The organism is Sporosarcina sp. FSL K6-6792 (assembly GCF_038004885.1).
GTDB classification, from domain to species: domain Bacteria; phylum Bacillota; class Bacilli; order Bacillales_A; family Planococcaceae; genus Sporosarcina; species Sporosarcina psychrophila.
In genome coordinates this window covers 1,521,637-1,547,254 of record NZ_JBBOSA010000001.1, presented here as the reverse complement: position 1 = coordinate 1,547,254, position 25,618 = coordinate 1,521,637, and the positions used below count along the sequence as shown (strand labels likewise).

At 38.3% G+C, this 25,618-nt stretch carries 27 protein-coding genes and 1 pseudogene; 17 read left to right on the top strand and 11 right to left on the bottom strand.

Annotation, left to right across the window (positions count from 1 at the left end; genetic code table 11):
• Nucleotides 1–20 precede the first annotated feature (20 nt).
• From MKZ26_RS07350 to MKZ26_RS07335, 4 genes are all read left to right on the top strand, one after another.
• Nucleotides 21–287 carry a hypothetical protein gene (locus MKZ26_RS07350; RefSeq protein ID WP_340765418.1) on the top strand — a complete coding sequence of 89 codons (267 nt, stop codon included), beginning with the start codon at nt 21–23 and terminating at the stop codon, nt 285–287.
• 122 nt (nt 288–409) lie between these two features.
• Nucleotides 410–607 (top strand): DUF6199 family natural product biosynthesis protein, encoded by a 198-nt coding sequence (locus MKZ26_RS07345; protein WP_340765417.1) that lies wholly within the window; start codon nt 410–412, stop codon nt 605–607.
• 539 nt (nt 608–1,146) lie between these two features.
• The gene (locus MKZ26_RS07340; protein ID WP_340765415.1) at nt 1,147–1,566 is read left to right on the top strand and encodes a hypothetical protein; all 420 of its coding nucleotides are present in this window, start codon (nt 1,147–1,149) and stop codon (nt 1,564–1,566) included.
• Nucleotides 1,567–1,705: 139 nt separating this feature from the next.
• Nucleotides 1,706–2,143, top strand: a complete 438-nt coding sequence (locus MKZ26_RS07335; RefSeq protein WP_340765413.1) for a VOC family protein — start codon at nt 1,706–1,708, stop codon at nt 2,141–2,143.
• Between the two features lie 433 nt (nt 2,144–2,576).
• Here MKZ26_RS07335 and MKZ26_RS07330 read toward each other — a convergent pair whose 3' ends face one another.
• The 3 genes from MKZ26_RS07330 to MKZ26_RS07320 all read right to left on the bottom strand — a co-directional run bounded on the left by MKZ26_RS07330 (nt 2,577) and on the right by MKZ26_RS07320 (nt 4,841).
• A complete protein-coding gene (locus MKZ26_RS07330) occupies nt 2,577–2,855 on the bottom strand; it encodes a hypothetical protein (RefSeq protein ID WP_340765412.1) in 279 nt (92 codons plus the stop codon).
• A 559-nt stretch (nt 2,856–3,414) separates the two neighbouring features.
• On the bottom strand, nt 3,415–3,702 hold the full coding sequence (locus MKZ26_RS07325) for a hypothetical protein (RefSeq protein WP_340765410.1): 288 nt from the start codon (nt 3,700–3,702) through the stop codon (nt 3,415–3,417).
• 767 nt (nt 3,703–4,469) lie between these two features.
• Nucleotides 4,470–4,841, bottom strand: a complete 372-nt coding sequence (locus MKZ26_RS07320) for a winged helix-turn-helix transcriptional regulator (RefSeq protein WP_067207314.1) — start codon at nt 4,839–4,841, stop codon at nt 4,470–4,472.
• A gap of 216 nt (nt 4,842–5,057) precedes the next feature.
• On the opposite strand from MKZ26_RS07320, the gene MKZ26_RS07315 reads away from it, so the two are divergent.
• From MKZ26_RS07315 to MKZ26_RS07295, 5 genes are all read left to right on the top strand, one after another.
• Nucleotides 5,058–6,233: an MFS transporter gene (locus MKZ26_RS07315; protein ID WP_418064803.1), complete on the top strand. Its 1,176-nt coding sequence runs from the start codon at nt 5,058–5,060 to the stop codon at nt 6,231–6,233.
• A gap of 65 nt (nt 6,234–6,298) precedes the next feature.
• On the top strand, nt 6,299–7,138 hold the full coding sequence (locus MKZ26_RS07310) for an aldo/keto reductase (protein ID WP_445683405.1): 840 nt from the start codon (nt 6,299–6,301) through the stop codon (nt 7,136–7,138).
• Nucleotides 7,139–7,247: 109 nt separating this feature from the next.
• Nucleotides 7,248–7,823 (top strand): TetR/AcrR family transcriptional regulator, encoded by a 576-nt coding sequence (locus tag MKZ26_RS07305; RefSeq protein ID WP_338653005.1) that lies wholly within the window; start codon nt 7,248–7,250, stop codon nt 7,821–7,823.
• Between the two features lie 32 nt (nt 7,824–7,855).
• Nucleotides 7,856–9,094: a beta-ketoacyl-ACP synthase II gene (gene fabF / locus MKZ26_RS07300; RefSeq protein WP_067207319.1), complete on the top strand. Its 1,239-nt coding sequence runs from the start codon at nt 7,856–7,858 to the stop codon at nt 9,092–9,094.
• 682 nt (nt 9,095–9,776) lie between these two features.
• Nucleotides 9,777–10,142 carry a glyoxalase superfamily protein gene (locus MKZ26_RS07295; RefSeq protein ID WP_340765407.1) on the top strand — a complete coding sequence of 122 codons (366 nt, stop codon included), beginning with the start codon at nt 9,777–9,779 and terminating at the stop codon, nt 10,140–10,142.
• A gap of 40 nt (nt 10,143–10,182) precedes the next feature.
• Here MKZ26_RS07295 and MKZ26_RS07290 read toward each other — a convergent pair whose 3' ends face one another.
• Nucleotides 10,183–12,036, bottom strand: a complete 1,854-nt coding sequence (locus MKZ26_RS07290) for an LTA synthase family protein (RefSeq protein ID WP_340765405.1) — start codon at nt 12,034–12,036, stop codon at nt 10,183–10,185.
• 443 nt (nt 12,037–12,479) lie between these two features.
• Between MKZ26_RS07290 and MKZ26_RS07285 the strand changes: the two are divergent.
• Nucleotides 12,480–12,869, top strand: a pseudogene (locus MKZ26_RS07285) (stage II sporulation protein P).
• 418 nt (nt 12,870–13,287) lie between these two features.
• On the opposite strand, the gene MKZ26_RS07280 reads toward MKZ26_RS07285, so the two are convergent.
• The gene (locus tag MKZ26_RS07280) at nt 13,288–13,716 is read right to left on the bottom strand and encodes a MarR family winged helix-turn-helix transcriptional regulator (protein WP_340765403.1); all 429 of its coding nucleotides are present in this window, start codon (nt 13,714–13,716) and stop codon (nt 13,288–13,290) included.
• 120 nt (nt 13,717–13,836) lie between these two features.
• On the opposite strand from MKZ26_RS07280, the gene MKZ26_RS07275 reads away from it, so the two are divergent.
• On the top strand, nt 13,837–14,424 hold the full coding sequence (locus MKZ26_RS07275) for an NAD(P)H-dependent oxidoreductase (protein ID WP_067207329.1): 588 nt from the start codon (nt 13,837–13,839) through the stop codon (nt 14,422–14,424).
• A gap of 120 nt (nt 14,425–14,544) precedes the next feature.
• Here MKZ26_RS07275 and MKZ26_RS07270 read toward each other — a convergent pair whose 3' ends face one another.
• The gene (locus MKZ26_RS07270; RefSeq protein WP_340765401.1) at nt 14,545–16,140 is read right to left on the bottom strand and encodes a catalase; all 1,596 of its coding nucleotides are present in this window, start codon (nt 16,138–16,140) and stop codon (nt 14,545–14,547) included.
• A 211-nt stretch (nt 16,141–16,351) separates the two neighbouring features.
• On the opposite strand from MKZ26_RS07270, the gene MKZ26_RS07265 reads away from it, so the two are divergent.
• Nucleotides 16,352–16,939: a YitT family protein gene (locus tag MKZ26_RS07265; protein WP_067207335.1), complete on the top strand. Its 588-nt coding sequence runs from the start codon at nt 16,352–16,354 to the stop codon at nt 16,937–16,939.
• Between the two features lie 224 nt (nt 16,940–17,163).
• On the opposite strand, the gene MKZ26_RS07260 is transcribed toward MKZ26_RS07265, so the two are convergent.
• The 5 genes from MKZ26_RS07260 to MKZ26_RS07240 form a co-directional block, all read right to left on the bottom strand.
• Complete coding sequence (locus MKZ26_RS07260) at nt 17,164–17,538, bottom strand: hypothetical protein (RefSeq protein WP_067207337.1); 375 nt, start codon at nt 17,536–17,538, stop codon at nt 17,164–17,166.
• Nucleotides 17,539–17,734: 196 nt separating this feature from the next.
• Nucleotides 17,735–18,649, bottom strand: a complete 915-nt coding sequence (locus tag MKZ26_RS07255) for a ketopantoate reductase family protein (RefSeq protein ID WP_340765399.1) — start codon at nt 18,647–18,649, stop codon at nt 17,735–17,737.
• A gap of 132 nt (nt 18,650–18,781) precedes the next feature.
• Nucleotides 18,782–19,699, bottom strand: coding sequence for a DsbA family protein (locus tag MKZ26_RS07250; RefSeq protein WP_340765397.1), 918 nt, complete (start codon nt 19,697–19,699; stop codon nt 18,782–18,784).
• A gap of 17 nt (nt 19,700–19,716) precedes the next feature.
• On the bottom strand, nt 19,717–20,049 hold the full coding sequence (locus MKZ26_RS07245) for a winged helix-turn-helix transcriptional regulator (RefSeq protein WP_340765395.1): 333 nt from the start codon (nt 20,047–20,049) through the stop codon (nt 19,717–19,719).
• Between the two features lie 118 nt (nt 20,050–20,167).
• On the bottom strand, nt 20,168–20,737 hold the full coding sequence (locus MKZ26_RS07240; RefSeq protein WP_067207350.1) for a nitroreductase family protein: 570 nt from the start codon (nt 20,735–20,737) through the stop codon (nt 20,168–20,170).
• 164 nt (nt 20,738–20,901) lie between these two features.
• On the opposite strand from MKZ26_RS07240, the gene MKZ26_RS07235 reads away from it, so the two are divergent.
• The 5 genes from MKZ26_RS07235 (at nt 20,902) to MKZ26_RS07215 (ending at nt 25,581) form a co-directional block, all read left to right on the top strand.
• Nucleotides 20,902–22,122: an MFS transporter gene (locus tag MKZ26_RS07235; RefSeq protein WP_067207351.1), complete on the top strand. Its 1,221-nt coding sequence runs from the start codon at nt 20,902–20,904 to the stop codon at nt 22,120–22,122.
• Nucleotides 22,123–22,131: 9 nt separating this feature from the next.
• The gene (locus MKZ26_RS07230; RefSeq protein WP_340765393.1) at nt 22,132–22,602 is read left to right on the top strand and encodes a DinB family protein; all 471 of its coding nucleotides are present in this window, start codon (nt 22,132–22,134) and stop codon (nt 22,600–22,602) included.
• Nucleotides 22,603–22,699: 97 nt separating this feature from the next.
• Nucleotides 22,700–23,875, top strand: coding sequence for an MFS transporter (locus MKZ26_RS07225; protein ID WP_340765391.1), 1,176 nt, complete (start codon nt 22,700–22,702; stop codon nt 23,873–23,875).
• Nucleotides 23,876–23,993: 118 nt separating this feature from the next.
• The gene (locus MKZ26_RS07220; RefSeq protein WP_340765389.1) at nt 23,994–24,404 is read left to right on the top strand and encodes a MarR family winged helix-turn-helix transcriptional regulator; all 411 of its coding nucleotides are present in this window, start codon (nt 23,994–23,996) and stop codon (nt 24,402–24,404) included.
• A complete protein-coding gene (locus MKZ26_RS07215; RefSeq protein WP_340767615.1) occupies nt 24,397–25,581 on the top strand; it encodes an MFS transporter in 1,185 nt (394 codons plus the stop codon). The genes MKZ26_RS07220 and MKZ26_RS07215 overlap by 8 nt, the downstream gene beginning before the upstream one ends.
• Nucleotides 25,582–25,618 lie beyond the last annotated feature (37 nt).

Here is a 25,618-nt window from a genome sequence, read left to right as displayed (position 1 = left end):
AATAGAAGGGGGATGAAAACATGGAAAAAAAGCTTAGTAAATTTTCCATTGTATTAATTTTTGTTGGAATTTTTGTTGCATATATGGCATTCCCACCAATTAATATTGATATTTTGGGTTGGTGGGGAATATTCATTGGCTTTGGTATCTATCTAACAGGCATAGTACTTGGTATCTGTGCTTTCTTTAAGAAAGAAAAAGGGTTTATGAAGTATATCTCGTTACTTTCCATTTCATTAGGTGCTTTATTTATTGCATTTCTTTATGCAATCGTCGGTCAAATTTAACGAAATTAATTTGTTGACCTTATTCAACTAAAGGGGCAGGTTAATTCAATAATTATTGACACTTTTAAACGGTGAAATCGTATTACTTAATAGGGAAACAGATAAATAGGGGGAACTCTAAAATGGTTTTACAAGGTATTTTTCTAATAATTGCTGGTGTTACAATGATTGTGAAACCGTCAATTCTATGGTTAATTGCTGAGAGTTGGAAATCAAACGATAGTACGGAACCATCAGATTTTTACAATTGGTCCACACGTTTTGGAGGTATTCTGGTGACTATCGCAGGCATTGGAGGGATTATTGCTTCTCTTCTTTAAAAAATGTTTATTGAACTCCCATGAAAATTAAAAAACGCTCAAAATCTATAAAACTGCATAACAAAAAAAGCTCAGAAAAAGTTTTTTTAAAAAAAGACTGAGCCTTGAGAAGGATATTATTGAATGGACAGGTAAATCAAGAACCAACTCCATTCTTCATAAAATAAAGGCAGGCTGGTGCAATAACCAGAGTAGGATTAATCTCCCCTCTGAGTGCTACTCGTAAAGAGTGCGACAGTCTGTGATGCACCGTGGTCGTTGGAGTCAGACAAACGGATGGGCTCAATGGCACCATAGTCGATCGACCTTCCTCTCCCAGCCGTAATATCCTATGGCTAACGGGGCAGGTTGGTGTAACAAGGGTTTTGAAACCTTCCTGAAAAATTAATGTCTAATTCAAAAGAGGAGTATTTTGGAATTTGTTTAATTAGTGTGCTATGTATGCTATGTGTTTTAGTATGTTGTTGTATTTCATATGAAAGCAATACAGAACAAAATAGTGTTTCTGTAAATAGTAACCAAATGTATGGAGGCGAACTATGAATAATAGTCAATCATTTATTAGGATTAAGAAAATTTTATTATTGGTTGGATGTCTTGTATTATTGTTGATACTTGGTGCTTGTACAGAGAAAGAAAGTGTAAATAAAAAGGAATTTGAAAAACATTATTTCGAAAGTGAAAGTGATAATTGGCATATTAAGTTGGAAGTCGAAGCTGAAAATACCAGAAGATATATAGTTTCTTATATTGGCGAGGGAAGTAAACCACCTGTTTTCAAGTATGAAATAAATAACTCTTCCGGTAGCCCGGATATTGGGGAAGGCGAACTAGATAAAGAAAATGAATTTGAGATTAATGTACTATGTAGCGGAGCGTGTGATAGCCTTTCACAAAAAATCCCTATAATAATTCAATGGGAAGGAAAAAAAGAAAAAGTAGTAATTCGTAATAAATAATAGAATCTTGTGAATAATTATACTTAAACTCCCATGAAAATAAAAAAACGTTTTCTGTTTTTAGCGAATTAGAATTACAAACAAACTTATCAAGAATACAAGATATTGCAAAATAACAGGAACAAAGGAGGTATGAGATTTGAAAATCAATAGAATAGATCATGTGGGTGTAATCGTAAATGATCTATCTGCCGCTAAAGATTTTTTTCTCGATTTTGGCCTTGAGGTGCAAGGGGAGTGGGAAATGGAAGGAGAGTTGATAAATCAGGTATTTGGGCTTAATGACGTTAAAGTAGCATGTGTAGGATTAGGGACGCCAGACGGTCAAGTATGGATAGAGCTAATCAAATTTTATAATCCGTCAGATGAAAGAGAAATTCAGCAAACTTTTGCAAATACCCCGGGTATCCGGCATATTGCCTTTGCTGTTGAAGATATTGAAGCTGTTGTTGCCAAGTTGAAAAAGAAAGGAACGAAAATCTTTAGTGAGATACTACACTATGAAGAAAGTTATAAGTTATGCTACTGCCGTGGGCCAGAGGGAATTATTTTAGAGTTAGCGGAGAAAATTAAATGAATTATGGGTAATTACTAGTTATGGGGCCAATAATTGATGGATTTTGACATCCTGCCAGTGAAATATGTAATCACGTCGATAAAGTTGTTCCGCAAGCGGGCACGATTGTTGAGTATTGCGGACAGATTGAGCCAGCTGTGCGGAGTTTTGAGCCACTGTTTGCGGACAATAGAGCCAGTGAATGCGGGTGAGAGAGCCATTTGTGTTGCTTTAAAAAGAGGTTTGATCATAAGCAACTCCCAAACCCACATTTTACAATAAGTAATAAGAAGCCATTTTAACAAAAGATTGATCAAAATGGGTTCTTATCCAGCAGATTTAAGTTTGTTTTTTTGAAAAAAAAGATTAATTATTTCGGAAAGCGAATTTTCAACTAAAGCACCTCGTTAGTTTAACAACCATTTATTATGAATTGATATATTCTCCACTTCATTCATATCACTTTTTTAATTATCCAAACTAAATATTTTGCAGCAAAGTATGATAAAGGAATACCTAAAATCAAGACAAGATAGCTCATAAAATGACTATCAAAAAAGTATCTATCTGACAAGTAAGCAGCTAGTTTAAAGTATTGAAGAAAAAGTAATATTACTAATGCTACAAATCCTGCTTCTCTCATCATTAATTTATTTTCATTAACCTTTCTCTCGACCTTCCAATTTTCTTCCATAACAAAAACCACCCCTTTTCCATTTGATTCTTCTTGCACTAACCTGCCCCGTTAGCCATACATGTAGCGCAAAGTCAGCGCTACACCACAGAGGATGAAAATGTGTACAGAACGGGTATTGGATACTACGGCTGGCGAAGAAGGTCGATGAACTATGGTGCCATAGAGCCCATCCGTTAGTCTGACTCCAACGACCACGGTGCATCACAGACTGTCGCACCCAATACGGGTAGCACTTATGGGAGATTAATCCTACTCTGGTTACTGCACCAGCCTTGCCTATATTTTCTGAAGGATGGAGCTGATTCTTGATTTACCTTTCAATTCAACAGTATCCTTCTCATGGCTCAGTCTTTTTTTAAAAAAGCTTTTTCTGAGTTTTTTTGTTATGCTGTTTTATAGATTTTGAGCGTTTTTTAATTTTCATGGGAGTTCAACAAGAAACAGCGATTCGATCGCTGAACGAGTTTGTATATGCCATACACAGCAGGTTTACATAACGCCAATTCACGGAAGTAGTTAACTCCATTCCCCAATCGGCTGCCATGTAAAGGCAGCCGATTGGGAAAATGGTTATATTATCGTCTCACCCAAGAATTCACGACCACCGAGAAAATACCTGGATTTCATAGTGTTTAAAATCATCTTTAGACAATTTAGCTTTTAAATACTTCTCAACTTCAGGTATATCATTTTTATCATATACATCTATCGATATAACCGGATCAGTATCACCAATTTGATAACTTTGTACTTCATACTTATCCCACAATGAGTTCATAACCTGCTCTGTACTATATGGCTTTTGTTGCGTGTACCAAAATACCACAGACATTACAATAACACTCGTTAAAATTAGTGCTCCGAATTTTCTTTTAACACCCATTTTTTCACCTCCATCATTTGTTTATCACAATCTGGTCCGTTATTTCAAGAAGGAAAAGAGCTGACCTAGGTAGCCCATAACTTTCCACTAAAGAATCTCTCTATAACAAAATATACCATTTCTCCACTTAACTAACCTGCCTCGTTAGTTTAAGTGAATTCATTCACAAATTACATATATCTTTTCAATTATTTCTATAAATTCAGTTTACACTGAACTACTTAATTAAGTAAGTCTTTTACAAGGAAATACCCCTTAGATAAAAATCCAAAGGTGTAAAGCTTCGCAACTTTTTTATAAACGTGGTGACTTTATTTTAATGCACAATAGTGTCATGCTTGATTGCATGCAACTTTTATTATACAAGAGGTTGTTCTTATTCAACTAACAGGTAATTTAGTGTACCAATAGTAATATATTTCTTATTCAGCTAACGGGGCGGTGGCAGCGGTTGGTTTATTTAACAAATTATTTGAAATGCAGTAAAGAACTTTACTCTTTCATAATGATGGTTCGGCTTGTATAAGGTGAAGTAAGCAAAAGCACCTCTCACAAACAATTGTGAGAGGTGTTTTTTTCTGCATAAAGAGGTAGACACCAGTGTTTCTTTAAAATCCGCTTTGATTTCCCCTGTTAAGGGACCTACGCTCAATTTATCCCGCATTAACGGGCAGTAAGACCCCCACATCATGTCTTCAAGGATACGAGAAGAATAAGGGGGGATGAGGAAAACTCCCTCTGATTGAGGATTTACTTTATATGGATTATCACTTTAGTTTATCGTTTAAAATGCCCTCTTCTAGGACGGAAAACTTATCTCCATATACTTTCATAATATGTACGTTCCCCCAAGCACATAGCGAATCTAATATACTCTCCAAGCTTAAACCGTATTCACTCAATTCATATTCTACTTTCGGTGGAACCTGGTTGTAAGCAATCCGGTTAATAACGCCATCTGCTTCTAGCTCACGTAATTGTTGCGTGAGCATTTTTTGTGTGATGTCTGGCATAAGACGTTTCAATTCACTTGTACGTTTTTTACCATGTGTCAGATGGCATAGAATGACACATTTCCATTTTCCACCGATCACTTCTAATGTCGCTTCAACGGATATATTATACTTCTTTTTTGTCATGCTCATCCTCCTTACTAATGGGTACTTTAAAGTACCTATATAACTTTTTGGTGCCTATAGTACTTAAAAGTGCGTACTTTTCTTTTTAATCCCTTTGACTCATACTAACATTTGCAGGTGAATTGCACGAGATATTCTTTATGATCTTAGTAAATTCAATCATACAACAAAGGAAAAGAAAGGATGAAAAAAGTGACTTTAGATAAAAAGAGAAGTATGTTTGCACTACTTGCATTAGCTGTTAGTGCATTTGCAATCGGAACAACAGAATTTATTAGTGTTGGGCTTTTGCCTCTGATTTCCCAAGACTTAGATATATCGGTGACGACGGCAGGACTAACTGTTTCCCTGTACGCCTTAGGTGTAATGATAGGTGCTCCAATTTTAACATCGCTCACTTCAAGAATGCCACGGAAAACATTGTTATTATGGATTATGATAGTCTTTATCATAGGAAACGGGATTGCGGCGGGTGCAACAAGTGTTACCGTTTTGCTTATGGCCCGTGTCATTTCAGCGTTTGCACATGGTGTGTTTATGTCAATTGGATCGACAATCGCTGCTGATTTAGTTCCTGAGAATCGCAGAGCAAGTGCGATTTCAATCATGTTTACAGGACTTACGGTTGCTACTATTACAGGAGTTCCATTTGGGACCTTTATTGGACAACAGTTTGGTTGGCGCTTTGCCTTTGTGGCAATCGTAGTGATAGGGATTATAGGATTTATTGCGAATAGTATTCTTGTTCCATCCGATTTACGTCAAAGTACTCCAACAACGATTCGAGATCAAGTTAAGCTCATAACAAATAGTCGGATATTGTTAGTATTGACCATTACAGCACTGGGATACGGAGGAACATTTGTTGTATTCACGTACTTATCTCCGTTGCTTCAGACGATAACAGGATTTAAACAAGGAACCATCGTGATCATCTTACTTGTTTACGGAATTGCGATTGCAATTGGTAATATGATTGGTGGGAAGCTGTCAAATAAAAACCCGATTGGTTCCCTGTTCTATATGTTTATTGCGCAAGCGATTGTGCTTTTCATATTAACATTTACGGCACCATTTAAGGTCGTGGGTTTAGTAACAATACTTTTCATGGGATTGTTTGCATTCATGAACGTTTCGGGCCTTCAAGTGTATGTCGTCATGTTAGCTGAACGTTTTGTCCCAAGTGCAGTAGATGTTGCTTCCGCTATGAACATAGCTGCATTTAATGCGGGGATTGCGATGGGGGCCTACGTAGGTGGAGTGGTTACTGATTCGATTGGGCTCATTCATACGGCTTGGATTGGGGGAGCAATGGTACTGATTGCAGCCATACTAACAGGCGTCAGTCGGGCGCTAGAAAGAAAAGATCAGCAAAGGATTAATCTATCTTAAAGGGGGTGATTGGAAACGTATAATCTGCAACACAACTTTAATTAAAAAATAGGAGGACATAAATAATGAAAAACTTACAATCGACAACAATGTTGCATAACGGTGTGAAAATGCCTTGGCTAGGTCTTGGTGTATTTAAAGTGGAAGAGGGTCAAGAATTAATAAATGCGGTGAAAACTGCGATTACACATGGCTATCGCAGTGTCGATACAGCTGCGATTTACGGGAATGAAGTTGGCGTAGGACAAGGTATTCGTGAGGCAGTTAAAGAAACAGGTATTGCGAGAGAAGATTTATTTATCACATCAAAAGTTTGGAATTCAGAGTTGGGCTATGCATCAACAATTGCAGCTTATGAAGAGAGCTTAACGAAACTAGGTTTAGACTATTTAGATCTATACCTTATTCATTGGCCAGTGGCAGGAAAATATAAAGAGGCATGGAGAGCGCTAGAAACACTTTATAAAGAAGGACGGGTTAAAGCAATTGGCGTAAGTAATTTCCAAATTCATCATCTTGAGGATTTGATGAAGGATGCGGAAATTAAACCAATGGTGAACCAAGTGGAGTACCATCCACGTTTGACGCAGAAAGAATTGAGTGATTTTTGCCGAAAACAGGATATTCAATTGGAAGCATGGTCTCCACTCATGGCAGGACAATTACTCGACAACACAGATCTTCAGGAAATCGCCGATAAATATGGTAAATCAATTGCCCAAGTTATTTTACGCTGGGATCTACAAAATGGCGTTATTACAATTCCGAAATCCACGAAAGAACATCGTATTGCTGAAAATTCAACAGTTTTTGATTTTGAATTAATAGCGGATGATATGAAACGGATTGATAGTTTGAATCAGAATCACCGAGTGGGTCCAGATCCGGATAACTTTGATTTTTAAATAAACTAAACCCCTATCTTAACCTAGATAGGGGCTTTTCATTTTGTAATATATGGTGTAAGAACTAGAGTCAATTGACACTTACCTATTAGTAAGTTAGTATTTGGTTATGGAAAATAGAAAATCACAAATCATTGAGCTAGCACTTAGAAATATTCGAGAAAAGGGCTATTTGTCTTTTAGTTATGACGACTTGGCTAAGGAACTTGGTGTAACGAAAGCTAGCATTCATTATCACTTCATGAAGAAAGAGGATTTAGGTCTAGCCGTTTGTATAAAGTTAAAAGAAGGTCTGGAAAAATCTTATTTGAACATTGATCAAGCTCAAATAAACAGTGAAGATAAACCATGGGAGTTTATTTCAAGAAGAGCTAATCAGATTGGTAACAATGAAGTTTGCCCGATATCATCTTTACAAGCAGACTATAACTTTTTACCGATCGCTATGCAAGAGAGTGTACAACAATTGAGTCAAATGGAGATAGACTATTTAAAAAAGCTTCTTGATGTTTTAAAGGAAGAAGGAAAACTAACACATGATACAGGGGCATTAGCCGCTCTTCTAATATCGAGTATTAAAGGTGCGCTACAATATAGACGTGTAGTAGGAGAATATTTGTATTCAATAGTAATTGATCAATTAAAACTGCTTGTAAATGGAAATGATGGAGTTAGGAATATGTGAATACATGACGATTTTATGGGAGGTATTAGTATATGGAACGTCGAGTTGTTGTAACGGGATATGGAGTCGTATCGCCACTAGGAAATGATGTAGATACGTTTTGGAATCATATTAAAGAAGGTAAATCTGGGATTGGAAAAATTGAGGACGATGAATTCAAAGAAATTAACACACAGATTGCTGGGCGTATCAAGGACTTTCCAGCGGAAGAATACTTTGATAAAAAAGAATTGGGGAAATATGATTTGTTTGCGCAGTACGCTTATGCAGCGGCAAAACAAGCGTTAGACCAATCAGCACTCAATTCGGACATCGTTAATAAGGAGCGAATAGGCGTTTACGTTGGATCTGGAATTGGTGGAATTGACACTGTACTCGAAAATCATAAACATTTACTAGAAAGAGGCGTAAGAAAGGTCTCTCCATTTATGGCACCAATGATGATTAGTAATATGGCGGCAGGTATTATAGCAATTAAATATGGTTTTAAAGGTCCCAGCTTTTCGCCAGTTTCTGCCTGTGCAACAGGTAACCACGCTATAGGTGAAGCATACTTGAATATTTTACATGGTTATTCCGATGCTATCGTAGCGGGGGGAGCAGAAGCTTCAATAAATCCATTATCTTTTGCTGGTTTCTCAAGAATGAGAGCCATGTCTACTTTAAATGATTCACCTGAAAAGGCGAGCCGCCCTTTCGATCGTGAGCGTGATGGCTTTGTTATGTCGGAAGGCGCAGGAATTTTAGTACTTGAAGAGTATGAACATGCTAAAAAACGGGGAGCAACCATCCTGGGCGAAATCGTGGGTTACGGTTCAACAACAGACGCCTATCATATTACATCCCCGGATTTTGATGGAGCAGCAAGAGCGATGAAATTAGCTTTAGGAATGGCACGACTTAATCCGACTGATATTGATTACATTAATGCGCATGGAACGAGCACACCAGAGGGCGATAAATCAGAAACGAAAGCTATTAAAGCTACTTTTGGTTCCCATGCCTATCAGTTAAAGGTAAGCTCAACCAAATCGATGACAGGACATCTATTTGGTGCGGCAGGTGGGGTTGAAGCAATCATAACGCTTAAAAGTATACTGGAAGATATTGCACCACCTACTATCAATTACGAAAATCCAGATGAAGAATGCGACTTGAATTATGTTCCAAATGAAGCTGTGAAAATGGAGATAAACTATGCGATTTCAAATGGCTTTGGTTTTGGCGGGCATAATGCAGTACTTGCTTTTAAGAAATTTATCCCGCATTAACGGGCAGTAAGACTCCGACATCGAGTCTTTAAGGACACGAGAAGAATAAGTGGGGGATGAGAACCCCCCTCTGATTGAAGATTAACTTTATAAAGTAACTAAATACATGTGGAGCTCCGTCCGATTACCAGACGGAGCTTCATTTATATAGAAGCAGTCTATATATGTTGAATTAAAGAATCCTATTGAATCTGACGTTGCGCTCAAAATAAGAGAGTATTAATTCGGGGTGTGGATTGTAGAACGCTTGGCGCTTTGGGGATGCCTTTGCCACGCCTGCGCTAGGTTATTCATAAACGAGAGAAATGTGATTTTGAGATGTATATGGTGAGATTGTAAGGTGATTACTAGTTAATACTACTTATAGTCAAGAAATACTTACTCCAACTTGCAGATTTCATAACAGATAACGAAATGCGCTTTCTCAAATAGACCATCCAGCGAAGGCGCGACTTCGTGGTAGCCGGAGCGATAAGACTGAAAGTGGTCTCCTTTCTGGCTTATCGCGGGAGGCATCCACAAAGCGTCGAAGCGGTATTAGTGGGAATCCTAAACCATTCCAAGTCCTAATGCTTTTGCAGTGGCCTCCCAAAAGCCCTTGTAAAGCGCATACGCCGTATTCATTTGTTCAACATATATAGTGAAATTAAATGACTTTATGGATTAGCGAGGAGTGCATTGTATGAATGGTAAACGTGTCACACCGATTCTCCGTATATTCGATGAGAAGAAAGCAAAAGAATTTTATGTTGACTATTTAGGATTTATATTAGATTGGGAGCATCGATTCGAGGATAATTTGCCGTTGTATATGCAGGTTTCAAACGGAAATTGTATCATTCATTTATCAGAGCATCACGGGGATTGTAGTCCGGGGGCTGCCATTCGGATAGAGATTGAAGATATCGAAAGCTTCCATGCAGTGCTTCGCTCGAAAGAATATAACTTCGCACGTCCAGGTCTTGAAACGACTCCATGGCAAACGAAGGAACTGACAGTTATTGATCCATTTAACAATCGCATTGTTTTCTTTGAGGATGGAGAATGAAAAAACGGGTTATCTTTCGTTAAAGATAACCCGTTTTCTATTATTTTCGATTGCTATACGATTTTAAGATTTGATCGGATTGTTGCATGATTTGTAAGGCGTTGTCGATGGATTGCTGTGTTTTATTTGTCCGAGATTTCTCTTTCATGGTTTCCAAATTGTAGAGGATAGCAGGTAATTTAGCGCTTGGTGCGACATACAATGTGTCATCGTTTATGAAGGAGCTGCCTGGCAGGTGGTAACGCATGCCAAGTAAATTGTTTTCGTAATGAAATAAATCGTGACCTATCATCTGTGCATCATGTTCTATTCCGAGTAAATTTAATAATGTAGGCATCAGATCAATTTGTCCGCCTAAGTGGCTAATCGTTTCCCCGGAAAAAAGTCCGCCTCCTGAAAAAATGACCGGCACGATAAAACGATCTTGTAAGTTGTAAGGATGGTCGAGTAGATCCAAAAGAATAGCCTCATCGTCTTTCGTGACAGGAGCCCCGTGAACACCCGAATGATCCCCGTAGACTAGAATCAACGAATTATCATATAAGCCCGCCTCTTTTAATGTATCAATGAATACTCCGATTTGCTCATCTGTATAACGGACTGATTGAAGATAATTGCCGACATATGTGCTGTCATAACTATCCGGTAATACTAGATATTGAAGATCTTCAGGCATTTCAAACGGTGTATGGCTTGTCAGTGTAATGATGTTTGAATATATTTTTTCATGTTTCTTAAATTGCGTGGGCAGTTGTTTAGCAGCAAAATCGAACAGTACTTCATCCGCTGGTCCAAATCCTATTTCTTGTTCTGCTGGAATTTCTTTGTTGGTATAAACGTAGTCAAAACCGAGTGCTGGATATAGTTTTTCACGATTCCAATAGGTAATGTCATCGGCATGATAAGTGGCTGTACCATAGCCATTTCTTTGCAAAGTTCTAGGTAAGGAAGGGACTGGCTCTCCATTAATAACATTAACAGTCGGATCCATACCTTCTGGGTAAATGGACGTGTGCATAAGCCATTCTGCGTCAGAAGTGTTGCCCGCCCCGATTTGTTGGTATACGTTATCGAAATATGTACTATCTTTCAATAAGGCATTTAAATAAGGTGTAATTTCTTGTCCGTTCACTTTTCTATTGATGACAAAGCCTTGTAATGACTCGACTTGAATGACGAATACATGACGATCCTTAGCAATACCGTAGGAATTATGCTCATTTGCGGGAACGTAGTCATTCCCTTTGAGTTTCTCCACGTCTTGTTCTGATAAATTAACATCAGAAGCTAGCGCGATACCGAAGCTCCGCGTGAAAACTTGCACCGCTTGCGATTGTAAATAGCCATTCTCTTTTGCAAAATAAGAAACGTCAATAAGTGGTTGCCTAAAAGCTAGTAGTGTTGTAATAAGACCAATACTTCCAAATAGAATCGCTAATTGTCTAGTTACTTTAGCTGAAGATTTTATTTTTTTTGCATTATAGTAATATGCAATTGGAAGGATAAGTAGTAGGTCCAGGAAAAAGAGGAAATCATAGGGCTTGCTTAGAAGACCGACTGTTCCTCCTACAGAATTCGATTGATAAAGTTGCTGTAAGTCATAATAGGATGGAATTGTTGAAAAGTAACGCGTGTAGTAAATAATGGCGATAAATAATACAGACAATATCGTATTGAATACGAAGATGCCGGTCCACATCCGTTTCTTTACGAAGAGAACGATGAGTGAAAGTAAGAATGCCCATAGTGGAAATTCAATGAGTGCAATATGGAAGACAGATTTGTTATGAAAAACGACGACACGAAATGCGATCACTTTTAAGAAAAGTAAGGTCAAAATCAGGGTGGTTGGATGTAGTAGAATAGGCTTAACTTTTTTGATGACCGTATTCATATTGAGCACCTCCAAATAGAACTTTCTATTAATATAGTGTAACAAAGATGTTTTTTGATGTGAAATAAAAAGAAGGAAATAGATGGAACTACTTTGTAATTAAAGAAGTAAATGAAACTAGACTTGAAAAGGGGATGCCGAAGCCCTAAGTTTAGACAGTGCTAAAGTGGATTTGACGGTTTTCATTTCATTAAATATAGTGAAACCCTTCATCGAAATTGTTTGATAAATTTACTTTAAACGCTGGAATGTATTTCTATCATGTATCTTAATCTCTATTAACAGATCATTTTTAGCTATCTAACATAGAAATACACTCTACTCGGTAAAGGAGAAAATCAACACTAGTAGTTGGAGGAACTTTTCAAAAAAACATGTAACCTTTTCGGTAGCTTAAACGAATAATGGTTGTATGACAAAATGAGGGGGGATATATTTGCTTGATGCAGAAAACTTGGAAGACAGAATCATTGAGAGTTGTAAAGATGGTATTTGATATTCACAGGGATTCCATAGCAAGAAAAGGTAGCACCTTCATCGCTAATGGAAAAGAATATGCAAAGGTGGCGTTAATAGTGTCTCGAACAAGCAAGAATTACGATGAAAAATGAGATTTCGCAGAACTACTACACGCTAAAATTGAGCAAAAATACCCTAGAATTTCGAGAGGGGTAATAGTTAAGAATGGTAAGGCACAAAGTACTTACAATCAGGATCTCATTGGTGAGTCAGTATTAATGAATATAGGCGGGATAGACAATACATTGGAAGAAGAATATAGAGCAGCGGATATTTTAGCGACAATCATTAAAGAAATAATTGAAACGAATTAATCTGTTACTTAAACACGGATGATCTATGATATATATCGGAATCTGCCAAGTTTTAATATGAAAAATTCATCTTGTATACCACGTCTGTTGAATTTCTTTCGTCCCAAAAAGCTTTAGTACTTCGTGTACTTGTGCCTTTGGAGGGCGACGGATGAACGACCACCATGCGCATCCTATAGATCAAGATATCTCGGTACTGGTATAGGAGTCATTCAATCCAAAGCGATCTAAAAGCAACCGTACTCGGGACGCCTAGTGTTTGATCAAGTTGTTTTTTGGTTTATTTTGGTTATCAACACGTGTGCTTGTATACTATTAAAAAACGATCCCCCAATTTTATGCCAGGTGAATCGTTTTGTTTTATCCATTATTTGTTCTCCCATTACCTCTGAGAGGATTAAACCGTAGTTCATGTCTATTAATAAAATAGTTTTTTTTGAAGAATATCTAATGCTTGGTTAATAGCATCTAAATCTTTATTCGAAGCATTTTGTATTCGATCTAGGAAACGAAATTCTACACATGCAAAAGACTCGTTCATCATGGTTTCCCCATCTTCTGAGAGGCGAATATATTGTTTTCGTCGATCTTCGGTATCACTTGATTTTTCGATTAGATTTTTTTCGCTTAATTTTTTCAGTTCACGGCTCGTGTTTGGCATAGATATATGCTGACAATCACTGATTTCACTAGGAGTAACAGGTTGACTAACGGCTATATACTCAAGAATATTATATTGAACTGGTGTGACGGAATCTGATTTGGTATTTTTGGTTAATTCGTGTGTCACGCGATGAACAGAAGTTGTAAATGATACACATTTATAAAAAAGAGCTTTTTTGTCCATAATTCTCACCTCTTACTCACAAGATATCAAAAACATTGTCCTAATACAATTATCATTTGACAACAAAAAGAAGAGAGTGCTATTATTTACTTATCATATGATAAGTAAAAGGGGTGCGTTATGAAAACGCTAGTTATATACACATATCCTAATCACAAAAGTTTAAATTATGCATTTTTGCAAAAAATTATCAAAGGAAGTAATGAAAATCCGAACATAAAGGAGTTACAGGTATTAGATTTATATGAAGAAAAATTTGATCCACTCCTAGTGTTTAGTGAACATAAACGAAGACGTGATATGTATCGTGATCCTCGCATTGAAAAATATAGAACACAAATTACTTGGGCTGATAAGATTGTCTTTGTCTACCCAATCTGGTGGGGAAGACCTCCAGCAATGCTTATGGGATACATTGATCAATTATTTTCTGCGAATTTTGCTTACAGGGATAAGAAGGGACTACTACCAGAAGGACTTTTGAAAGGAAAGTCAGTTGTATGTGTATCGACTATGAAGGGCCCTACAAAATATCCACTTCTCTGGTTGAATAATGCACATAAAATATTGATGAAAAAAGCGCTGTTTAGTTTTGTAGGAATCAAAAGAGTGAAGTTTTTTGAATTTGGTAATATGGAAAGTTTAAAAGGAAAACAAACAAAAAAATTAGAGAAAATTTATCTTTATTTTAAAAGAGTAGATCGGTAAGAAAAGTATTTCGATACTTTTAAAATGTAGGTACACGATAAGCAAAGCTTACTAATTCAAGTTCAGTAGAATAAAACAGCTCACTCAGATGGAATTTACTCCATTGAGTGAGCTGTTTTATTAATATGGATCGGCGTCATGACCTTTCTCCACTGCTTCATCAGGGGCTTTATCGCCATCTCTATTTCCTAGGGGCTTCTGACTCGATCCTTTTGTTGAAGCTTGAGCCAAGCCTTCTCGTAAACGACGCCCGTATTCTTCATCTGCCTCATCTGCAAGAGCTATCATTTTAACTTGAATACGTGGGTCACAATTTGAGAGGTCTGACACTAAGTTTGAAATCAAATCTGCTCGTTCCCATTCTTCAAAATTGCGATACGTGTCTCCGGCTTGTTTTGTATTGCTTTGTCGGTCAATGGACTCCCGCACAAGTTTACCTTCAATATAAGGAGTGTATTCTATTCCGTCTTGTTCAGCCTCTTTTAATCCACCTAAGATCGATGGCTCGTAGTTTATATGAGGATTCTGACCCGGAGCTCTGTCAAGTTTATATTGCATCTGGCCGCCACTCTGATTCGTTGCTACCCGTTTTTTTGGAGAATTGATGGGTAGCTGTAAATAGTTGGCGCCAACGCGATGACGCTGCGTATCGGAATAGGAGAAAGTCCGTCCTTGAAGCATTTTATCATCAGAAAAATCAAGACCATCGACAAGCACACCTGTACCGAATGCTACTTGTTCAACTTCAGTGAAGTAATCTTCAGGGTTTTTGTTTAAGGTCATCTTTCCAACAGGTAACCATGGGAACAGATCTTCAGGCCATAATTTCGTATCATCGAGCGGGTCGAAATCGAGTTCTGGATGTTCGTCGTCACTCATGATTTGGACAAGCAACTCCCATTCAGGATAATCACCTTCTTTGATCGCGTCATGTAAATCTTGTGTCGCATGATTAAAACTTGTCCCTTGGATTTCACTTGCTTGTTGTTGGGTTAGGTTTTTAATACCTTGTTTCGGTTCCCAATGATACTTGACAAGTACTGCAACGCCTTCTTGGTTCACCCATTTATACGTATTGACACCGGAGCCTTGCATCATGCGGTAATTGGCAGGGATGCCCCAGGGCGAATAAACAAATGTCACCATATGGAACGATTCGGGAGAGCTGGCGCAAAAGTCGAAAAAGCGTTCGCCGTCTTGAATATTCGTAATCGGATCTGGTTTAAAAGCATGAATCATATCGGGGAACTTGATCGCATCACGGATAAAGAATATTTTTAAATTATTTCCAACGAGGTCCCAGTTACCGTCCTCTGTATAAAATTTCACAGCAAATCCACGAGGGTCACGAAGTGTTTCAGGCGAGTGACCGCCGTGAATAACGGATGAAAAGCGGACGAATACGGGCGTCTGTTTGCCTTTTACCTGGAAAAGTTTTGCGCGTGTATACTTGGAAACGGGTTCGTCACCAGCTGTTCCATAGGCTTCGAAATAGCCATGCGCGCCTGCACCACGTGCATGGACGACACGTTCGGGAATACGTTCTCTGTCGAAGTGGCTGATTTTTTCTAGAAAATCATAGTTTTCTAAAACAGCAGGACCTCGATTGCCGACTGTTCTTAGATTCTGGTTGTTTGTAACAGGATGTCCCTGTCTATTCGTCAATGTATCTTCTTGTTCTTCATTCAATTTGTTATTGAATAGATCGTCTGACAATTGATAACCTCCTCTTTAATATGATGAAACGTGTGCATAGTAAATCGTAGGACAATACGTTTTGAACAGGGATCTCATCCACACTCTGCTCAATTAAGAAGGATTTAATTCCTGTTTACGTTTTTTACTATAACGAAATGTCGTAACTGAGTGAAGAAATGCTTGAGACAGGCATATACATCTATAAAGTATTTGAAATAGGTGGGGTCCTGTGTACATTTTACAAAAGGCGCTAACGCTATTTATCGGAAGTTTATTAGTCGCGATCGGTGTAAATTTATTTCTTGTTCCATTTGGGTTGTTGGATGGTGGTGCGATTGGTATCAGTCTAATTATCCATTATGCGATGGGTGTCAAAGTGGGGCTTACATTTCTTATCGTAAGTATCCCGATCTTTATGCTTGCTTGGAAGTATTACCGTTCTTTTTTTTACAACGGAATCCATGGCATGTTGCTTTCATCCCTAATCATGGATTTATTATATCCATTGAATATGATCGGAAGGGAATTGGTAACTAGTCCTCTAATAAGTGCAATATGTGGAGGGATATTTATCGGTGTTGGGGTGGGTATCATGCTTCGCCTTGATATTAGTATTGGGGGAACCGATTTACTAGCACAAATGATTGCAAGGAAACTGTCCATTAATCCAGGTGTTATGATCTTTTGCATTGATATATTGATTGTCACAATGGGAAGCTTATTAATACCTTCTGTTCATCTAGTCTTGTCGTTTACGACAGTGATTATGGTTGGTATTACAACAAGTCTGATTGTATTAAAATCCGCAAATGCATAGAAAAGGGCAATGAAAATCCGTATTCTTCATTGTGATTAAAGAGAAGACAGAAACAAGACCAAGTGTACATTTCACTCGGTCTTGTTTCTGTCAGCATCCCTTTAGAAAGTCTTCGGTTTTGTGTAAATTGTTCTCAGTAGTAGGACTGGGGTTTCAATCTTAAGCACGTGTTGTAATAAGAATCCATTTCAAACTCCGTATCACTTTTTATTAATATACTTCTGTTACGTTTCTTCTTTAACTCCGATATTATTGAACGCATTGTGAACATCAATTGAATTTGTCACAATGACCGCTAATACGATGGCAGTCTTACTTAAGTTTATTATTAAAGTGATTTTCTCGGCAGTACTGTCGTAGATTTCCACCATATACGGTACAAATTCAGGAGTGAACAAATTAGGATTAAATACAATAGATAAAAGGAGAGCAATCCATAGAAGATTAACAAAGAAATTTCCGGCCGCGAGCTTGGTAGTCCATTGTGAATCACTGGATTTATAAACTGATAGCGACAATTCAAACGTAACTAAAACTAATAGGAGAGGAAAATAATAAAGTAAAGTATCTCCATTCAAAGCAAACATGAAAGTATTCAATCCCTTCCGCCCTTGTATGTGTATATTAAAGTGTTGCCAAATTGTCGATGGAAAATAAGTCCGGCGGATATGTTTTTCAAAGCAATCCAGAAATAATCGATATGTATGTGAATGATTTGACCACAGTTTAGAGTTGAATAACGAAAGGGGACATACAAAACAAGACCGGGTGTCCATCCACCCGGTCTTGTTTCTGTCATTTTTCTTTTTCGTAAATCTTTAACTTCGTATAAATCGTTTCCAGTATCGGGGTTGGGACGTCATGTGTATTCGCGTGTTGCAATAATAAACCATGCAGATGATCGGATTCTAGCGGAAGGGATTTTTCTATATCTCGCTGCATCGAGGATTTCATAAGGTATGGCATATCACTAATTTTGGTATACAGTTCTTGCGTGATAGTATCATGTATTGGTGCATTGATTTTCTTCATAATTGCGCCGAGTTCTTCCAACAGTGAAACAACAGTATTACGCCCGGTTTCCAACTCCATAATTGGTCCTATTGGTGACTCCATCAGTGATGTAATACCGGATAGTGCAGTGATGAACAAATATTTATGCCACATTTCCTGATTGATTTGCTCACTTAGCACACATGAAGCGTTGGCCCCTTCAAAAGCAGCTTTCAGTTTTTCCATACGAGGTGTGATCTCCCCAGATCTTTCGCCGTAAATAAGCTGATGGATCGGACTTTTTTGTAATATGGTTCCATGTTCGTCAAGTGTCGTTTCGATGAAGCAAAGACCACCGATGACGGCATCTTCTCCGAAAGCTTTGATTAGTTGTTCGAGATGCCCGACGCCATTCAAGAGGGGGAGAATAATCGTGTCCTCTTTTACAAATGGACGTATATCATTGATTGCTTGGGTAAGGTGATAGGACTTTGTAGAAATGAGGATCAAATCGAATTTATCCCCAATATCCTTTGATGTAATCATTCGCGGGGCGAGCTTAGCATCCCCGTTGACACTTTCAATTTTTAAGCCAGACTTTTCAAGCATTTCTTTGCGCTTTGCTCGTACAAGGAAAGTAACGTTCTCTCCTTTTTCCAAGAGCCTACCTCCAAAATATCCACCAATCGCTCCTGCTCCGACGATTAATATGTTCATATCATAATCCTCCTTATATCTGTATGATAAATTCTATTCTACAGTAGTCTGGGTTATTAGAATCATTGAATTACGAGTAATGAAAAACGATGGCATGCTGGACAGGATATGTCTAGCTTGCCATCGTATACATTAACCGATGATCGAAATATATTTTTCGCCAAGAACTTCTTTCGTTTTATAATCGGTATTGACCAATTGATCACTTACGAATGCTTCAACATCTTGTTCTTTAATTGCATAAAATTCTTCGATTTCACGTGAGAATAACAGTTTTTCTTGTTGGATAAGTGACTGCAAACTTGGTTGTTGTTTTGGTTGCAAAATCTCCCCGGGCAGCATTTGTTGAAGCGCCTCCGTGTATTGTTCAAGTGCTCGTGCACCGACAATTTTGACGCCTTTTTTCTCTTCATTCAACATGACGATAGTTGGGAATCCACGGACGCCTAATTGACGAACGAGTTGAAAGTCTTCTTGCAATGAAGTTTCAGCTTCCGGCAGTTTCGATTGTTTGACGATTTCTACTCCACTAAGGCCGACTTTATTGACAAGATCGATTAATATATCATCTTGCGCAATGTTTTGATTGAAAGCGAAGAGGGCTTCGCGTGCGCGGCGTAAAAATGTATTGGCGATTTCAGGACTTTGCTTATGAATCATTTTAAATACACGAGAAGGAATGAAGGAAGATTCGATCGGATTATCGTGCCAAAGAGTCCCGTCAATCGGCATACGAGAATGCTCACCGACTTCTCTCCAATGCTCAGCGACATCGGCAGGACCATTGATGCCATTTGCGGTGTCCGCAAAGCCGTTCCAGTTTTCCAATAATCCACCCATCAACGTATGCATGTTGACGTATTGGCCATATTGCGCCTCAAATTTTCGGAGAACGGGTTCCAGTGCCCAACAGTGGGAGCAAATTGGATCCGTTACGTAATATAAGTCGACCTTCTTTTTAGGTGTTGAGAGATCGATGAATTGCATTTCTGTTTCTCCACCAGGTCCGCATACGCCAGTTTCTAAATCGCAAATCATATTGTTTTTCATTCTAATTCCTCATTTCTTTATTTTGTAATTGTCAGTTCCAAATCGATATTTTCTTGTGCCCACTTATGGACAGGTTGGAGGGAAATTGCTAACTGCTGTCCTTTGTCGGATAGATGATATGAAATGGTGACGGGGGTGCCTTCCGTTACTACTTTCACAACCAAGCCATAATTGGCGAGTTCAGTTAGCTTTAATGATAAGGACCGTGGAGTAATATCATTCAAATCACGTTTCATATCAGAAAAGTGTGCCGTAAAGTTTGGGCAATTCGATAGGTAATGGACGATGAGACCATTCCACCGCCTGCCTAATATTTCAAAGCACGATTCCAAATAAGGACAAACCTTCATAAGTATCACCTCTTCTTTCGATAACTTTATTATATGCAGGTATACTAAGTATATCAAGTATAAAGATTATACTAACTAAAACACGCTCATCAAAGTAATTTTGATGAGCGTGTTTTAGTTAATTAATCCAAGTTGTGAACTCTTTAAAATCGGTCCTTTTAAACGGTTTCGGTTCAATTTCAGGATATCCTAGGTAGATAAATGCAACAATCTCACCTTTAGTAGATAGTCCGAAAAAATCACTTACTTTTGGATGGTAACAAATTGCACCTGTTCGCCAGATTGCACCAAGACCGAGTGCATGTGCGGTTAATAGCATATTTTGGACACTGGTACTGACAGTGGCATACTCTTCTTTCAAAATAACATTTTCTTTTTCACTTGGCTCCACTCCGACCGCGATGATGACAGGTGCACGCAGTGGATTCCGTTCACTTCGTTCGATTTTTACGATACTACTTTCCGAAAGAGGATCTTCCTGTTGAGAAATTGTTATCTCACGAAGCACTTTACCTAATTTCATTCTGCCATCGCCCTGAAGTACATAGAAACGCCAAGGTTCGGTTTTATGATGATTCGGCGCATAAGTTCCCGCCTCAATAATTTGTTCAATAAGATTTGCTGGTACAGCTTGATCACTGACTAGCGGAATAGTTCTCCGTGTCTTAATCGCGTCGTGTATATTCAAATAGGTCGCCTCTTTCTATCCATACTAAATAGCTACTTAATAAGTATATCGACATGAGTAGATAAAATCATTGATTTCGCTATATTAAATATTCAAGTGTTCGGAAAATGCGATATACTTGGTCTATTAAGTTATTACTGTCAGGGAAAGAGTGTGAGAATCAAATGACCACAGTAAAAGAATCATCTGCATTAGGAAATCCTGTTTATCCAATTATGTTTGCAATTGGTGCTTGCCATTTGTTAAACGATACGCTTCAAGCTGTGATTCCAGCAATGTTTCCTGTTCTTGTAAAAGAGAGGGGGTTTAGCTTTACCCAACTTGGATTCATTTTTTTTGCTTTGAATATGGTGGCATCAGTCTTACAACCGGTCATCGGGTATATAAGTGACCGGAAGCCAAAACCTTATGCGCTTCCATTCGGAATGATGTTTTCGCTTATTGGAATAGGGGGGCTCGCTTTTGCTCCAACTTACTGGTTATTAATCGTTTCCGTCATGTTACTTGGATTTGGTTCCGCCGTTTTTCACCCTGAAGGATCACGAGTCTCTTTTATGGCTGCAGGATCGAAGCGTGGACTTTCCCAATCCATCTACCAAGTGGGTGGAAACTCGGGACAGGCACTTGCACCGTTGATTGGTGCATTCATATTAGTTCCGTATGGTCAAAAATCGGCAGCGTTATTTTTGCTTGTTGCAGCACTTGGTATTTTTATATTGATGAAAATATCTGCCTGGTATAAAAAGCAGTTGGAACAGGAGAAGTTAAACAATCGTAAGAAAGTTCTTCTCTCATCTATTGGTAACTTAACGAAAAAGAAAATAGGGATAGCACTTGGTTTACTTCTTGTCATCATCTTCGCCCGTTCATTTTACGTTACGAATATTACAAGCTTTTTCATATTTCATTTGATGGATAAATATGAGGTATCAGATAAAGAAGGATTACTCTATATATTCCTGTTTTTGGCACTAGGGGCAGTCGGCACATTTTTTGGCGGACCGATGGCAGACAAGCTTGGAAGAAAAAATGTCATTGTACTTTCGCTCGCAGTGCCGATACCGTTATGCTTAATACTTCCATATGTTCCATTATGGGCTGTGGCAGTGTTACTGATGTTAATTGGTTTTTTCATTATGCTGAGCTTTTCGGTGACAGTTGTTTATGCACAAGAGCTAGTACCAAGCAAAATTGGAACGATGGCAGGGCTGACTGTTGGACTGGCATTTGGTATGGGGGCAATCGGTTCGGTTATCATCGGAATAATGATGGATAGCATTGGTATTCATCCTACGATGATCATTGTTTCATTCCTCCCTATTATTGGACTTGTAGGGTTAGCGCTACCGCGCGATCAAAAATTAACAGCAGAAACTGCGGATTAAGGGGACAAAATGAACAATTATTGTAGATATGCGTTGCATCAAATAAGGGTTGCGATTGATTCCCTTGTTGAACTAGTAGATTGCTTAGAAGAGCACGATTTACAGCAAAGACCAACGGCTGCAAAACATTCCGTTGGTGAGTTATTAGAGCATATTGCCACAATATGTAGAGCGGATTTTTATATTGCTGATGGTGCAAACCAAGAAGAAATGGCTACATTTTATTCAACAGTTTCATTGACTTCAAAAGTGGAAATTAAAGAGGCATTATTGAGTAATTATACTTTTTTACAAGAGAGATTTATGGAGTTTAATGAAGAAGAGTTGCACATGGAAATAACTTCTTATTGGGGGGTGACCTATTCCCGGTATGAGTGGCTAGTAGAAACAACAGCCCACCTATACCATCATAGAGGGCAATTGCATTCAATACTTGTTCATTGTTGTGGTTTGGACTTAAATGCTCAGCTATTCGAATAATTGTATGGTGAAAATAAATAGTTTTTTGAGTTGGCTTTTACATTCAATCCATATTATAATATGGAGTCGGCTTAAATTTGAAAGTAGGTTGTAAAAATTGTCCAAAGAGCAAAGAAAGAAAATGCTAATATTAATGATTAATATGTTTATTGCAGTAGGAAGTTTCGGAATTATAATACCTATATTACCGGCCTATCTTTTGTCAATTGGCCAAGGTGGGACGGCAGCGGGCTTGATGATTGCCATATTTGCGGGAGCACAGCTTGTAATGTCACCAATTGCAGGGAAATGGACGGATCGTTATGGACGTAGAATAATGATTATTTCAGGACTTAGCGGTTTGGCCCTGTCCATGTTCGTTTTTTACTTTTCAGATTCGATAGGTGTGTTATATCTATCCCGTGTCATTGGCGGCGTTGGAGCAGCGTTATTAATCCCAGCGATTTTTGCTTACGTGGCAGATATCACAACAATGGATCAGCGTGCCAAAGGTAACAGTTTCATTTCTGCTTCAATGTCACTTGGGATTGTTATTGGGCCTGGAATCGGAGGATTCTTAGCTGATTTTGGTTTGAAAATGCCATTGCTTATATCTGCGATAGTAGGACTCGCAGCCGTTGCTTTTTCAGCATTCATGTTGGAAGAAAGCATGGATACGAAAATCGAAGTGTCTAATGAAAAACCTGAGCCAATGGTAAAAGAAATTGCACAGTCATTTAATAAACCGTACTTTATCCCTTTAGTTATCACGCTTGTCATGAGCTTTGGGTTAATGGCGTATGAATCAGTTCTCGGCCTATTTGTAGATAATGTGTTCGGAGCCACACCGAAAGATATTGCTGTATTAGTAACGTCAACAGGTATCATTAGTGTAATCATTCAACTATTTGCTGTTGATTGGATTGTTCGCAAATTTGGTGAAGCAGCCGTATTGAACATATTCCTTGCTCTTGCGGCACTTGGATTTTTGCTTTCCATCTTTGTACCAAGTTATATTATGTTTTTCGGTGTTACGATGATTATTTTCCTCTCGACTTCTATACTGAGGCCTGTACTGACGACACTCATATCTAAGTTGGCGGGAAATGAGCAAGGATTTGCGATGGGAATGAACAATGCATATATGAGCATTGGAAACGTCCTTGGACCACTTCTTGCTGGGCTTCTGTTTGACGTGCATATTTTGTATCCATTTATTTTGGGACTAATCGTTCTAGTCATTACAATATTTGTCTCTATGAAATGGAAAGGTCCACGAAACATCTCAATGTGATAAAACAGGCAATCCCCATAGGAGGGATTGCCTGTTTTATTGAGTTCTGTTTCTTTACAAGTTTCGAATTCCGAAGTATAATATAATAGTTACCTAAGTAAATAAAGGAGTTGAAGATATGAATCCATTATTCCATGAAGTATTTCAAAAGACACGATTATTAAGTAAAGAATTAAATCTAGTGCTTAAAGAATATGATCTGTTCGCATCACAATGGACAGTGCTTTACTGTGTTCATCAACATGAGGAAATGATATTAACAAATATATGGAAGTATTTGAATGTGGAAGCTCCAACGATAACACGAACTGTGAGTCGATTGGAGGAATTAGGATGGCTGAAGACATACGTAGGGAAGGACCGTAGGGAAAAGGTAGTCCGCCTTTCGGAAGAAGCAGTAGCCAAGTTTCCTATGATTGAGGCCTCGATTATTCAATTTGAAAATGAATTTTTAAAAGGTTTGTCATATGAAGAACAGGTAATACTAAGAGGATTATTGAAAAAGCTCGACAATGAAAGAAGTGAGTAATTTGGAGAAAAAAGAACCTATTTGGACAAAACCATTCGTCAGTTTGTTTTTTACTAATATATCTGTATTTATCGTATTTTATGGCCTTGTAACTACTCTGCCGCTTTATGCAATCGGGGTGTTGAACCGAACAGATGAAGAGGCGGGATTACTGATGACAGTATTTTTACTTTCCGCAATTGTTGTCAGACCGTTTACAGGGAAAATTTTAGATATTGCAGGAAAACGAAAAATGTTATGGATTGGTCTTGCCCTCTATTTGATATGTACAGTCCTATATTATTTTATCCAACCGTTTGCGGGACTTTTAGTGTTGCGTTTTGTACAGGGGATCTGGTTTAGTATTATTACGACGGCGACACTTTCAATTGCGGCAGATATTGTGCCGCTCACGCGAAGAGGAGCAGGCCTGGGCTATTTTTCGATGTCGACAAATTTAGCTGTTGTTCTCGGTCCATTAATTGCGCTGGCTGTCATTCAATCCTATTCATTCGATGTATTGTTTGTCGTGCTGAGTATATTAATGATTGTCGGCGTGTTAACATCTCTATCTGCACCAGCCGGCGTTATTCCAGTGAAAAATGATGTGAAAAGCAAATTGTCATTTGGCGACCTGTTTGAAAAACGGGCAGTGCCAGTGGCATTCCTTGGAAGTTTGATAGCATTGTCTTATGCGAGTGTATTATCGTACCTATCCATTTATGCACAGGAAAAAGGACTCCTAGCATTGGCGAGTTCCTTCTTCCTCGTGTTTGCGGCAGTTATGCTATTAACTCGCCCGTTTACTGGTAGGCTCTTCGATGAAAAGGGGCCCCAATATGTAATAATACCCGGTTTTGTATTTTTTGCCATCGGTCTTGTCCTTTTGGCAAACATGGATTCTGCAATATCCTTTTTAATTGCGGGAGCATTTGTTGGATTTGGTTATGGTGCACTTGTTCCGAGTTTCCAGACACTTGCAGTACAATCAACAAAACATGAGAGAAGTGGATATGCGACCGCTACATTCTTCACGTTTTTTGATTCGGGCCTTGCGATAGGGTCGTTTGTACTTGGGCTAATTGCTCTCCATTTCGGATATGAATCCGTTTACTTGGTGTCGGGTGCTCTTGCGTTTGCCGTCCTCATCCTTTATATGGTTATCCATCGGAAAAAGAAACATGAATCCTTAACATAGGGATTCATGTTTTTTTGTTTGCTGCAAATCGTGATAA

Bases quoted from the DNA above. Each gene is read 5' to 3' on its own strand.
- MKZ26_RS07350 (WP_340765418.1), top strand. From the start codon at position 21: ATGGAAAAAAAGCTTAGTAAATTTTCCATTGTATTAATTTTTGTTGGA.
- MKZ26_RS07345 (WP_340765417.1), top strand. From the start codon at position 410: ATGGTTTTACAAGGTATTTTTCTAATAATTGCTGGTGTTACAATGATT.
- MKZ26_RS07340 (WP_340765415.1), top strand. From the start codon at position 1,147: ATGAATAATAGTCAATCATTTATTAGGATTAAGAAAATTTTATTATTG.
- MKZ26_RS07325 (WP_340765410.1), bottom strand. From the start codon at position 3,702: ATGGGTGTTAAAAGAAAATTCGGAGCACTAATTTTAACGAGTGTTATT.
- MKZ26_RS07320 (WP_067207314.1), bottom strand. From the start codon at position 4,841: ATGACAAAAAAGAAGTATAATATATCCGTTGAAGCGACATTAGAAGTG.
- MKZ26_RS07315 (WP_418064803.1), top strand. From the start codon at position 5,058: ATGTTTGCACTACTTGCATTAGCTGTTAGTGCATTTGCAATCGGAACA.
- MKZ26_RS07310 (WP_445683405.1), top strand. From the start codon at position 6,299: ATGAAAAACTTACAATCGACAACAATGTTGCATAACGGTGTGAAAATG.
- MKZ26_RS07305 (WP_338653005.1), top strand. From the start codon at position 7,248: ATGGAAAATAGAAAATCACAAATCATTGAGCTAGCACTTAGAAATATT.
- fabF (WP_067207319.1), top strand. From the start codon at position 7,856: ATGGAACGTCGAGTTGTTGTAACGGGATATGGAGTCGTATCGCCACTA.
- MKZ26_RS07295 (WP_340765407.1), top strand. From the start codon at position 9,777: ATGAATGGTAAACGTGTCACACCGATTCTCCGTATATTCGATGAGAAG.
- MKZ26_RS07290 (WP_340765405.1), bottom strand. From the start codon at position 12,036: ATGAATACGGTCATCAAAAAAGTTAAGCCTATTCTACTACATCCAACC.
- MKZ26_RS07280 (WP_340765403.1), bottom strand. From the start codon at position 13,716: ATGGACAAAAAAGCTCTTTTTTATAAATGTGTATCATTTACAACTTCT.
- MKZ26_RS07275 (WP_067207329.1), top strand. From the start codon at position 13,837: ATGAAAACGCTAGTTATATACACATATCCTAATCACAAAAGTTTAAAT.
- MKZ26_RS07255 (WP_340765399.1), bottom strand. From the start codon at position 18,649: ATGAACATATTAATCGTCGGAGCAGGAGCGATTGGTGGATATTTTGGA.
- MKZ26_RS07250 (WP_340765397.1), bottom strand. From the start codon at position 19,699: ATGAAAAACAATATGATTTGCGATTTAGAAACTGGCGTATGCGGACCT.
- MKZ26_RS07245 (WP_340765395.1), bottom strand. From the start codon at position 20,049: ATGAAGGTTTGTCCTTATTTGGAATCGTGCTTTGAAATATTAGGCAGG.
- MKZ26_RS07235 (WP_067207351.1), top strand. From the start codon at position 20,902: ATGACCACAGTAAAAGAATCATCTGCATTAGGAAATCCTGTTTATCCA.
- MKZ26_RS07230 (WP_340765393.1), top strand. From the start codon at position 22,132: ATGAACAATTATTGTAGATATGCGTTGCATCAAATAAGGGTTGCGATT.
- MKZ26_RS07220 (WP_340765389.1), top strand. From the start codon at position 23,994: ATGAATCCATTATTCCATGAAGTATTTCAAAAGACACGATTATTAAGT.